Source organism: Streptomyces sp. NPDC002776, from assembly GCF_053592195.1.
On sequence record NZ_JBSFVG010000016.1, the window covers coordinates 41,763 to 52,778 of the forward strand.

Annotated in this window: 9 protein-coding genes; 6 read left to right on the top strand and 3 right to left on the bottom strand. The window is 73.9% G+C overall.

Features of this window, described 5'->3' with window-relative positions; translation table 11 throughout:
* Positions 1 to 105 precede the first annotated feature (105 nt).
* Both ACWD11_RS27705 and ACWD11_RS27710 read right to left on the bottom strand, forming a co-directional pair.
* Positions 106 to 1,335: an ROK family transcriptional regulator gene (locus tag ACWD11_RS27705; protein WP_451286225.1), complete on the bottom strand. Its 1,230-nt coding sequence runs from the start codon at positions 1,333 to 1,335 to the stop codon at positions 106 to 108.
* Positions 1,336 to 1,427: 92 nt separating this feature from the next.
* Positions 1,428 to 2,678 (bottom strand): FAD-binding protein, encoded by a 1,251-nt coding sequence (locus tag ACWD11_RS27710; protein ID WP_451286227.1) that lies wholly within the window; start codon positions 2,676 to 2,678, stop codon positions 1,428 to 1,430.
* Between the two features lie 176 nt (positions 2,679 to 2,854).
* Here ACWD11_RS27710 and ACWD11_RS27715 point away from each other — a divergent pair, with 176 nt between their 5' ends.
* From ACWD11_RS27715 to ACWD11_RS27735, 5 genes are all read left to right on the top strand, one after another.
* Complete coding sequence (locus ACWD11_RS27715) at positions 2,855 to 4,174, top strand: radical SAM protein (protein ID WP_389420486.1); 1,320 nt, start codon at positions 2,855 to 2,857, stop codon at positions 4,172 to 4,174.
* Between the two features lie 139 nt (positions 4,175 to 4,313).
* Complete coding sequence (locus ACWD11_RS27720) at positions 4,314 to 5,810, top strand: cellulose binding domain-containing protein (protein WP_451286229.1); 1,497 nt, start codon at positions 4,314 to 4,316, stop codon at positions 5,808 to 5,810.
* A gap of 236 nt (positions 5,811 to 6,046) precedes the next feature.
* Complete coding sequence (gene rsgA / locus ACWD11_RS27725; RefSeq protein ID WP_451286231.1) at positions 6,047 to 7,138, top strand: ribosome small subunit-dependent GTPase A; 1,092 nt, start codon at positions 6,047 to 6,049, stop codon at positions 7,136 to 7,138.
* Between the two features lie 69 nt (positions 7,139 to 7,207).
* Positions 7,208 to 8,605, top strand: a complete 1,398-nt coding sequence (locus ACWD11_RS27730; RefSeq protein WP_389420598.1) for a DNA-3-methyladenine glycosylase 2 family protein — start codon at positions 7,208 to 7,210, stop codon at positions 8,603 to 8,605.
* Positions 8,602 to 9,126 carry a methylated-DNA--[protein]-cysteine S-methyltransferase gene (locus tag ACWD11_RS27735; RefSeq protein WP_451286233.1) on the top strand — a complete coding sequence of 175 codons (525 nt, stop codon included), beginning with the start codon at positions 8,602 to 8,604 and terminating at the stop codon, positions 9,124 to 9,126. Before ACWD11_RS27730 ends, ACWD11_RS27735 begins: the two co-directional genes overlap by 4 nt.
* Positions 9,127 to 9,128: 2 nt before the next feature.
* Here ACWD11_RS27735 and ACWD11_RS27740 read toward each other — a convergent pair whose 3' ends face one another.
* Positions 9,129 to 9,611, bottom strand: coding sequence for a DUF456 domain-containing protein (locus tag ACWD11_RS27740; protein WP_389420490.1), 483 nt, complete (start codon positions 9,609 to 9,611; stop codon positions 9,129 to 9,131).
* Positions 9,612 to 9,766: 155 nt separating this feature from the next.
* Between ACWD11_RS27740 and ACWD11_RS27745 the strand changes: the two genes are divergently transcribed.
* Positions 9,767 to 10,960: a PP2C family serine/threonine-protein phosphatase gene (locus tag ACWD11_RS27745; protein WP_451286235.1), complete on the top strand. Its 1,194-nt coding sequence runs from the start codon at positions 9,767 to 9,769 to the stop codon at positions 10,958 to 10,960.
* Positions 10,961 to 11,016 lie beyond the last annotated feature (56 nt).

An 11,016-nucleotide genomic window follows, 5' to 3' on the forward strand; every position in this document is an offset into this window, starting at 1 on the left:
CGGAGCGGGACGTTAACCTTCGGCCAATCCTTCGGCAAGGGGTTGGACGAAGTCGGTGCGAAGAGTTGTGCGGCGTTCGGGATGCCGTACAACTCCCGTCCGTCGTCAGGACGGTGAGGCGGTACGGGTCCTCTTGGGCTGCCTGCGTCCGGCGGACTGGAGGGCCCCTTCCAGCGCGAACGTGGCCGCGCCCAGGCACACCGGGTCGGTGGGGATGGGCGACAGGACGATCTCGGTGGCGGCCATCGGCCGCGGCAGCGCGTGCCGGGCGACGGCCTCGCGCACCTCGGCGACCAGCGGTTCGCCGAGGGCGGTCGCCACCCAGCTGCTGAGCACGACCACTTCGGGGTTGAACAGGTTGACCAGGTCGGCGATGCCGGTGCCCAGGTAGCGCACGGTGTCGCGGAGCACCTTGAGCGCCACCGGGTCCTGCGCCCGTACGCCCCGGGCCAGCGCGGCGATGGTGGCCGTCTGGTCCTCCGGGTGCAGCAGGGTGCTCCCGGGGCTCAGCTCCCGCAGGGTCAGCATGATTCCGGAGGCGCCGACGTACGCCTCCACGCAGCCGTGTTTGCCGCAGCGGCACAGCCGTCCGTCCAGGACGATGGTGGTGTGGCCCCACTCGCCGGCGCTGTTGCTGACCCCCCGGTGCAGCGCGCCGCCGAGGACGAGCCCGGCGCCCACGCCGGTCCCGAGGTTGACCACCACGGCGTCCCCGCGCCCGCGCGCGGCCCCGAACCACAGCTCGGCCACCGCGGAGGCGCGCAGCGGATTGTCCAGGTGCAGCGGGTAGGCGATGTGCTCGGTGAGCAGGTCCAGCAGTGGCACCTCGTGCCAGTCCCAGTTCGGCGCGTACTCCGAGACGCCGGTGGCCCGGTCGACCTGGCCCGGCACGCTGACCCCCACGCCGAGCACCCGCGCCCCCTCGACCCCGGCCTGCGCGACCACCGAGCCGACGGCGGCGGCGACATGCCCGACCACCTGCTCGGGCAGGCTCTCGCCGGGGCGGACGTCCTCCTCGGCGCGGGCCAGGACGTTCAGCGCGAGGTCGAACAGCTCGACATGGACGTACGTCTCCGCGATGTCGACGCCGATCAGCGCGCCGCCCGACGGGTTGACCGCGACCAGTCCCCGGGGCCGGCCGCCCGCCGAGTCCTCGAAGCCGACCTCGGTGATCATCCGCAGGTCGAGCAGTTCCCCGACGAGCGTGGCGACCGTGGCGAGGCTCAGCCCGGTGGCGGCCGCCAGCTCCTGCCGGGAGGTGGGCGACGCGGCGATGATCTGCCGCAACACCTCGTAGCGGTTCGCGGTGCGGATGTCTCGTGAGGTGCGCTTCACCGGGCCGGCCCCTGTCCCTCTCGCTCTGGCCGGTCGGCAGCGGCACCGGCGCGGCGCCAGGCTATGGGCCCCGGGGGAGGTTCGACAAGGGGTTAGGAAAGGGGCTGGAGGAAGTCGCTCAGGAAGGCGTTGGTGAAGGTGCCGCCCGGGTCCAGCGACCGGGCCAGCTCCCGGAAGTCACCGAGCCGCGGGTACCGCTCGCGCAGGGTGCCGGCCGGCGTGGTGAACACCTTCCCCCAGTGCGGCCGCGCGTCGAGCCCGTCCAGCGCCTCCTCCAGCCGCCGCACCACCGGCAGCACCGCCGCCGGGTCCGCGATCCAGGTGAAGTGCAGGGCCACCGTCTCCCGGCCGTACGACGGACTCAGCCACTGCTCGTCGGCGGCCACCGTCCGCACCTCGCAGATCTGCAGCACCGGCGCCACGGTCGTACGGATCGCGTCCAGCGCGCGCAGCGCGTCCATGGCGTACGGCCGGGGCAGCAGGTACTCGGACTGCAGCTCGTCGCCGCTGCTCGGGGTGAACTCCGCCCGGAAGTGCGGCAGTCGCTCGTGCCAGGGACCCGGGAGGCCGAACTGCTCGGTGCAGTTGACCGCGGGCATGCCCGGCACCGGGTGCATCTTCTCCGTCGCGGGCGTGGCCCAGGGGAAGGCGGGCAGCGGCTGGTCGGTGCGCCGCTTCAGCCACACCTGCCGAAAGCCCGGCGCCCGCCAGTCGGTGAACAGGCTGACGCTGTACGCCGCCCGGGCCACCGTCTCGAACTCCAGCCGCTCCAGCGGGAGTTCGGTGAAGACATGCTGCTCCACCTCATAAGCGGGCTCCAGGTCCAGGGTGAGCGCGGTGACCACGCCGAGCGCGCCGAGCGAGGTCACCGCCCCGCCGAACCGGGCGTCCTCCCGCCCGATCCGGACCGTCGACCCGTCCGCCGTCACCAGCTCCACCTCGCGCACGGGCGCGGCCAGCGAGCCGTTGGCCACCCCCGAGCCGTGGGTGCCGGTGGCGACGGACCCGGCCACCGAGATGTGCGGCAGGGACGCCATGTTCGGCAGCGCCAGTCCGTGTCCGTGCACCACCCGGGCCAGCTCCGCGTACCGCACCCCGCCGCCGACCCGCACGGTCCGGGCGGCGGTGTCCACGTCGATCGGGGCGGGCAGCCCGGCGAGCGACAGCAGCACCCCCCCGGCCCCCGGCTCGGCGATCTCGTTGAAGGAGTGCCCGCTGCCCAGCACCCGCACCCGGGCGCTCCCGGCCACCAGGGCCCTGAGCGCGTCGAGCGAGTGCGGGCGGTGCAGTTCCTTGGCGGCGTAGGTGATATTGCCGGCCCAGTTGGTGACCGTCTCCGTCATCCGTCGTCCCTCCCGGAGAGTGCGTGTGCGCCGAGCCTCTCATCCGCCCGTCCGGGCCCTGGGGCACAGTGGTGCATACCGGACGGATCCGCGGCACGAGGGGACCCGGCACGGATCACGCGCAGGCAGGGGCATACCGTGAGGAGTCGAACGCCTGAGCCGGGAGGAGACACGGGATGGGCAGCCGTACCGCGCTGGTCGAGGATCTGATGGAGCGCTTTCCGCACGTACCGCGGGAGGCCGTCTTCAAGGAGGACCTGCTCCGCGGCGGTGTCGCCTTCGACCCGTCCGCGCTGAGCGACAACGAGTCCGGCGAGGTCAAGCCGAAGTCGTACTTCATCTTCTCCTTCGACCACGGCACCCTGCCGGAGCTCGGCGAGGCCGCGCTGCGGCGGCCGCCGGAGGAGATCATCCTCACCGGCGGTCCCTACGACCTGCGCCGGACCGTGGTCTCCGTGCGGGTGAACCCGGCCTCGCCCTACCGGGTGGCCGCCGACGAGGACGGCGTGCTCGGCCTCTACCTGGACGGCAGGCGGATCTCGGACGTCGGGGTCCCGCCGATGCCCGAGTACTACCGGCACACCCTCGCCAGCGGGAAGTCGGTCATGGAGGTCGCCCCGACCATCCAGTGGGGCTACCTGATCTACCTCACCGTCTTCCGCGTCTGCCAGTACTTCGGCGCCAAGGAGGAGTGCCAGTACTGCGACATCAACCACAACTGGCGCCAGCACAAGGCGGCGGGGCGGCCGTACACCGGGGTCAAGGACGTCGAGGAGGTCCTCGAAGCCCTGGAGATCATCGACCGGTACGACACCGCCAAGGTGTCCACCGCCTACACCCTCACCGGCGGCGCGATCACCAGGACCGTCGCCGGGCGCGACGAGGCCGACTTCTACGGCCACTACGCCAAGGCCATCGAGGAGCGCTTCCCGGGCCGGTGGATCGGCAAGGTCGTCGCCCAGGCGCTGCCCCGTGACGACGTGCAGCGCTTCAAGGACTACGGCGTGCAGATCTACCACCCCAACTACGAGGTGTGGGACCGCCGCCTGTTCGAGCTGTACTGCCCCGGCAAGGAGCGCTACGTCGGCCGTGACGAGTGGCACAGGCGGATCCTGGACTCGGCGGAAATCTTCGGCGCCCGCAATGTGATCCCCAACTTCGTGGCAGGCGTGGAGATGGCGGAGCCCTTCGGCTTCACCACGGTCGACGAGGCGATCGAGTCCACCACCGAGGGCCTGCGCTTCTTCATGTCGCACGGCATCACGCCCCGCTTCACCACCTGGTGCCCGGAGCCCACCACCCCGCTCGGCAAGGCCAACCCGCAGGGCGCGCCCCTGGAGTACCACATCCGGCTGCTCCAGGCCTATCGTCGGACGATGGAGGACTTCGGGCTCTCCTCGCCCCCCGGCTACGGCCCGCCCGGACCCGGCCGCGCGGTGTTCTCGGTCAGCTCCTTCATGGACAGCCTGCCCGAGGAGCAGTCGGCCACGGCGTGACGGCAGTGGCCCGTGAGAGGTGAAGAGCGCGCTTGTCAGGTGTGTCGACGACGTGAAAGGCTCGTCCTCTGCCGCGAGGTTTCCCCCAACTCCATTGCCCCTATGGTGAGTTGACTTCGCTTGTGGATGCAGGAGACCCATGCCCGACCTGCCGAGCCCTCAGGACGCCGCCGAGGCCGCGCTGTTCTCCGAGTGCTGGGACGCCGTGCTCTCGTACGCCGACCTGTGCACGGCCGGCTCCACCGCGGCCACCGACCTGGCCAGGGAGGCGTTCTCGGCCGGCATGCGCGAGGTCCGTGCCGCCGCGTCGCACGGCACCCGGTACGCCGGCCGCCGCTCCCCGCGGCTGCCCCGGATACCCCTGCTGCTGACCGCCGTACGCACCGCCGCCGCCGACTGGGAGGTCAGCGGCCGGGGCAGCCGTCTCGACCCCGATCTGCGGCTGTGGCTCAACTCCGGCAAGGCCGCCCGGTACGCCGGACCGCCGCAGGGGCGCCCGCTCGCGCTGCGCGGACTGCGGGACATGCAGCAGCCCGACGCCGAACTGCTGTGGCTGGCCGAGGTGGAGGCGCTGCCGCTGTCCGTCGTGGCCCGCCGGCTCGGCCTCGACCCGGCCACCGTCTCCGAGGAACTCGTCCAGGTGCGGGGCCTGTTCCGGGACCGCTGCCACCGCAACCTCCTCGACGCGCCGCAGGCCCCCGAGTGCCGCGGCTATGTCCGGCTGCTCGACGCGGTGACCCGCTCACCCGTCACCGAGGTGCCGGCCGACCTCTCCCAGCACCTCGCCCGCTGCGTGGACTGCGCCGAGGCCGCCGCCTGTCTGCGGCTGCACGGCGTCGGTCTGCCCGCCGCCCTCGCCGGCGGGGTCATCGGCTGGGGCGGCCTCGCCTACCTGGAGCGCCGCCGGCGCGCCGCCGAGGTCCGGCTCGGCGCCGGACGCCCCGGCCCGGCGGTCGCCGACGGCGTGGACGCCGACCCCGCGGCGCGGAAGGCGAAGACGGTACGCGGCGGTCTGCTCGCCGCGGCCGTCCTGGTGTCGCTGCTGGCGCTCGCCGTGTCGCTGATGCCGTTCGGCGGCTCCGGCTCGGGCTCCGGCTCCGGCGGCGACACGGCGGCCGGCGACTTTGGCCGTCAGCCGGTGGCCGGCCAGTCCGGCCCGTCCTTCGAGCCCTCGGCCGAGGACACCGCCGCGAGCCCGTCCGCACGGCCTTCCGCCGGTCCCGGCGAGCGCACCCCCGAGCGCACCCCGGAGCGCGAGGACCCCGACCCCGGACCCCAGGGCACCGCCACCACCACCTCCGCAGCCGCCCCCAGCGCCCCGGAGACCTGCCGGGTCCGCTACCACCTGGTCAACCAGTGGCCCGACGGCTTCCAGGCCACCGTCACCGTCACCACCGAGCAGCCCCTGGACACCTGGCGGGTGGCCTGGTCCTTCCGCGAGGGCCAGCGCGTCGGCCACATGTGGGACGCGGACTTCACCCAGAACGCCTCCCGGGTCACCGCCACCGCCACCGCCTACAACAAGGCGGTCCCGGCCGACGGCACGCTCACCTTCGGCTTCACCGCCTCCTGGCAGGGCAAGAACTCCCCGGCGCACGACTTCGCGCTGAACGGCCGGGAGTGCGGCACGACCTGAGCGGAAAAATACGTTGACGCCCGGCCGCGGGGCCGGGCTACAGTGACGGCGCATCACACCGATCGCGTGTGAACCGACGAGAGTGGACGAGGAGGTGTCGACCGATGGCTGTCTTTGCGATGGGCGCTGCCCGCATCCAGGAATCCATCAAGTCCACCTCCGTGGCCACCGGCTGAAACCCACTCTCCCTCGCGTCCAGCGACGCGCGCCGGGGCCGCCCTTGTGAAGGGTCACCCTTGACTTCCAGCTCCGCTTTCACCTCGCTCCTCCCCTACGGCTGGGACGACGCCTGGGCGGACGAGTTCGCCCCCTACGACGCCGAAGGCCTGCTCGCCGGGCGCGTCGTGCGCGTCGACCGCGGGCAGTGCGACGTCGTCACCGCCGACGGGATGCTCCGCGCCGACACCGCCTTCGTCACCCCCAACGACCCGATGCGCGTGGTGTGCACCGGTGACTGGGTCGCCGTCGAACCCGGCGGCAACCCGCGCTACGTACGGACGTATCTGCCGCGCCGTACCGCCTTCGTGCGCTCCACCTCCTCCCAGCGGTCCGAGGGGCAGATCCTCGCGGCCAACGTCGACCACGCCGTCATCGCCGTGTCGCTGGCCGTCGAACTCGACCTCGGCCGGATCGAGCGGTTCCTGGCGCTCGCCTGGGAATCGGGCGCCCAGCCCGTGGTCGTGCTCACCAAGGCGGACCTCGTGCCGGACCCGGTGACGCTCGCGCATCTCGTGCAGGACGTCGAGACGACGGCGCCGGGTGTACCGGTGCTGACCGTCAGCGCCCATCTCGACGAAGGGCTCGAGGTCCTCGCCGCCGTCGTCGGAGGCGGTACGTCCGTACTGCTCGGGCAGTCCGGCGCGGGCAAGTCCACCCTCGCCAACGCGCTGCTCGGGGCGGAGGTCATGGACGTCCGGGCCACCCGGGACATCGACGGCAAGGGGCGGCACACCACGACCACGCGCAATCTGCTGGCGCTGCCCGGCGGGGGCGTCCTGATCGACACCCCCGGTCTGCGGGGGGTCGGGCTGTTCGACGCGGGGACCGGCGTCGGGCAGGTCTTCGCGGAGATCGAGGAGCTCGCCGCGCGCTGCCGCTTCCACGACTGCGCGCACGAGGCGGAGCTGGGATGCGCCGTCCTCGCCGCCATCGACTCCGGGGAGCTGGCCGTGCGGCGGCTCGACAGCTACCGGAAGCTGATGCGGGAGAACCAGCGGATCGTCGCCAAGACCGACGCCCGGCTGCGGGCCGAGATCCGGCGCGACTGGAAGCGAAGGGGGGCGGAGGGGCGCGCGGCGATGCAGGCCAAGCGCAACGGCTGGCGTTAGGCCGCACCGACCGTCACGTCCGAATCCCGCTGGCCCTGTCCCGGTGACTGCCGGAGACTGGGACGCGTGATGGACGAAGACACCAGGTACGAGGCCGTGTGCAGCCGGGACGCCCGGTTCGACGGCGAGTTCTTCTTCGCCGTCGAGACCACCGGCATCTACTGCCGGCCCAGCTGCCCCGCCGTCACCCCCAAGCGCCGCAACGTCCGCTTCTTCGCGACCGCCGCCGCCGCGCAGGGCGCGGGTTTCCGGGCCTGCCGGCGGTGCCGGCCGGACGCGGCGCCCGGCTCGGCCGAGTGGAACGTCCGCGCGGACGTCGTCGGCCGGGCCATGCGGCTGATCGGCGACGGCGTCGTCGACCGGGAGGGCGTCGCCGGGCTCGCCGGCCGGCTCGGCTACAGCCCCCGGCAGGTGCAGCGCCAGCTGACCGGCGAGCTCGGCGCGGGCCCGGTCGCGCTGGCCCGCGCCCAGCGGGCGCACACCGCGCGCGTCCTGTGCCAGACCACCGATCTGCCGATCACCGAGATCGCCTTCGCCGCCGGATTCGCCAGTGTGCGGCAGTTCAACGACACCATGCGGGCGGTCTACGCCCGGACCCCGAGTGCCCTGCGCGCCGAGGCCGCCCGGTCCGCCCGGCGCGGCGGCACCCCGACCGCCGGAATCCCGCTCCGGCTCGCCCACCGCGGCCCCTACCGGTCCGGCGCCGTCTTCGACCTGCTCCAGGCCGAGGCCGTGCCCGGCGTGGAGGAGGTGAGCGGCACCCCCGGCCGGCGCACCTACCGCCGTACCCTGCGGCTGCCGCACGGCACGGGCATCGTCGCCGTCGACGAGCGGCCCGGCGGCAGCGCACCCGGCACCGGGACCCACCCCGGCGGCTGGCTCGACGCCCGGCTCCACCTCACCGACCCCCGCGACCTCACCACCGCCGTCCAGCGACTGCGCCGCCTGTTCGACCTCGACGCCGACCCCTACGCCGTGGACGAGCGGCTCGGCGCCGACGCCCGGCTCGCCCCCCTGATCGCCGCCCGCCCGGGCCTGCGCTCGCCCGGGGCCGCCGACCCCGAGGAACTCGCCGTACGGGCGCTGGTGGGGACCGCCGCTGCCGAGCGGCTGGTGCACGCGTACGGCAAGGCGCTGGACGCGCCCTGCGGCAGCCTCACCCACCTCTTCCCGGAACCGGCCGTCCTGGCCGGGGCGGAGCCGCACGGCCCCCTGGGCGCGCTCACGGCCGCCCTCGCCGACGGCGCCGTACGCCTGGACGCGGGCGCCGACCGGGACGACGCCGAGCGGGCGCTGCTCGCCCTGCCCGGCCTCGATGCCCGTACCGTCGCCGTGGTGCGCACCCGCGCCCTCGGTGACCCGGACGTCGCGCCGCCCGGCGCCGACGTCCCCGACAGCTGGCGCCCCTGGCGCTCGTACGCCTGGCAACACCTGCGCGCAGCAGGGGAGTTGGAGCAAGCCCGATGACCACCTTGTGGACGAACCTGGACAGCCCCGTGGGCCCCCTGCTGGTCACCGCCGACCCCGTGAGCGGTGCTCTCACCTCACTGTCCGTGCCCGGCCAGAAGGGCGGCCGGAGCGTCCAGGAGGGCTGGCGGCACGAGCCGGACGCCTTCCGGGACGCCCAGGAGCAGCTCACCGCCTACTTCGCGGGGGAGCTGAAGGAGTTCCGGCTGCCGCTGCGCGCCGAGGGCACCGCGTTCCGCGCGAGGGTGTGGGAGGCCCTGGACACCGTGCCCTACGGCGGGACCACCACGTACGGCGAGATCGCCGCGCGGATCGGCGCTCCCCGGGCGGCCGTCCGGGCCGTCGGCGGCGCGATCGGCGCCAACCCGCTGCTGATCCTCCGCCCCTGCCACCGGGTGATCGGCGCCAACGGCACCCTGACCGGCTACGCGGGCGGCCTGGACCGCAAGACGGCACTGCTGACCCTGGAAGGGGCACTCGCGGTGGCAGGCACCACCGGACCGGAGCCCTCGGCGCGCTGAGTTCACCCCCAGATCACCACGCCCAGCCACGCCCCCGCGATCAGCAGACAGGTGAACAGCTCCGCCAGCACGCTGGAGCCCCCCGACCGCATCGCCGTGCGCAGGGCCGCCCGGGCCTCCGCGTGCCGGCCCAGGCGCCGGCGTTCCTCCAGGTAGATACCGGCCATGAAGCCGGGGATCGCGCCGACCACGGGGATCAGGAAGAACCCGAGCAACGCGCCCGCCCCGGCCCACACGCCCATCCGGCGGGTGGCGCCGCTCGCCCGCAGCCGCCGGGGCGGCAGGGCCCAGCGCACCACCTGGGACAGGAACAGGGCGATGGTCGTCCCGACCAGCAGCCACCACGCCACCGGCCGCGGGTCCTGCAGCGCCCACCACATGATCGCGGCCCATACCAGCCACGACCCCGGTACGCCGGGCGCCAGCACTCCGCACAGGCCGAGCAGGATGACCATGCCGACCAGCAGGGTGTCCGCCACTCCCATCTGACCAGAGTGCAGGAGCCCGGGCGGACCCGCAGGTCAGCGCTTGCGGACCGGTCGCCGCCCGGGCGCGCGGAGGTCGCACCCGCGTTCTGTGCTTCACCCGATTTTCGGGATGCCCCGTTTTCATCCGGCCCCGGCGGTGGACAATTAGGGGCATGAGCCAGCAGGGGGGAAGGCCCACCGGTCGGGACGACGACTGGTGGATGGAGCTGTACGACGACAGGACCGAGGACACGGGTCCCGCGGCCGCCCCGGATTCCCTGGACGACCGGTTCGCCTCGGCGTCGACCACGGTGAACAAGCAACGGGCCCCCTCCGAACCGCCGCAGCCACCGCCGACGGTGATGGTGACGGCACCCCCGGTCACCGCCGACCCGGCCCCACCGACCGTCGCATACGTGGGCTCCGGCCCGCCCACCTACGAGCCCGAACCCACCGCCCTCCCGCCCGCGGACCCCGACGACCTGGACGACCTGGTCGCCGACACCGTCCTCGACGGCGCCCAGTACGGCACCTGCACCCTGCGCGCCGCCTCCGTCCGCGGCGACTCCGCCCGCTACCGCGGCGAACCCCGCCGCGACTCCCTCCTCACCGCCCGCTTCGGCACCGGCGACACCGCGCTCGTCCTGGTCGCCATGGCCACCGGCGCCCGGGCCACCCCCGGCGCCCACCGCGCCGCCGCCGAGGCCTGCCACTGGATCGGCAGGGCCGTCGGCCGCAGCCACGCCCGCCTCGCCGAGGACATCCGCGCCGCCCGCCGCGGCGACCTGAAGTCCGGACTGCACCGGCTGACCGCCCGCAGCCTCGGCAAGCTCCGCGCCAGCGCGGCCGAACTGGGCGTGGACCCGGAGGAGTACGCCGCCACCCTGCGCTGCCTGCTGCTCCCCGCCGACCCCGAGTGCCGTACCCGCGTCTTCTTCGGCGTCGGCGCCGGAGGGCTGTTCCGGCTGCGGGACGGCGAGTGGCAGGACATCGAGCCGCGGGTCACGGACGTCGTGGGCGAGCCCGTGGTGGGCTTCGGCTCGCCGCCGTCCGAGACCCCCGAGGGCGACCGGCTCACCATGGACCTGGGCATCCCCAGGCCCCCGAGCCCCTACGAGCCCGCCCCGGAACCACCCCGCGAGCCGTTCCGTTTCCGGGCCTCGGTCGCCCGTCCGGGCGACACGCTCCTGATGTGCACCGGTGGCCTCGCCGAACCCCTGCGCGGCGAGGCGGACCTCGTCCGCCATCTGACCGACCGGTGGTCCGCCCCCACCCCGCCGGGGCTCGCCGCGTTCCTCGCCGACACCCAGGTCCGCGTCAAGGGCTACGCCGACGACCGTACGGCCGCCGCCGTCTGGGAGAACTGACCGAGCGAACCACGCGCCCCTGTGCCTCCAATGGAACCCGGAGCAGGCGATTCGAA

Bases quoted from the DNA above. Each gene is read 5' to 3' on its own strand.
- ACWD11_RS27710 (WP_451286227.1), bottom strand. From the start codon at position 2,678: ATGACGGAGACGGTCACCAACTGGGCCGGCAATATCACCTACGCCGCC.
- ACWD11_RS27740 (WP_389420490.1), bottom strand. From the start codon at position 9,611: ATGGGAGTGGCGGACACCCTGCTGGTCGGCATGGTCATCCTGCTCGGC.
- ACWD11_RS27745 (WP_451286235.1), top strand. From the start codon at position 9,767: ATGAGCCAGCAGGGGGGAAGGCCCACCGGTCGGGACGACGACTGGTGG.
- ACWD11_RS27715 (WP_389420486.1), top strand. From the start codon at position 2,855: ATGGGCAGCCGTACCGCGCTGGTCGAGGATCTGATGGAGCGCTTTCCG.
- ACWD11_RS27720 (WP_451286229.1), top strand. From the start codon at position 4,314: ATGCCCGACCTGCCGAGCCCTCAGGACGCCGCCGAGGCCGCGCTGTTC.
- ACWD11_RS27730 (WP_389420598.1), top strand. From the start codon at position 7,208: ATGGACGAAGACACCAGGTACGAGGCCGTGTGCAGCCGGGACGCCCGG.
- ACWD11_RS27735 (WP_451286233.1), top strand. From the start codon at position 8,602: ATGACCACCTTGTGGACGAACCTGGACAGCCCCGTGGGCCCCCTGCTG.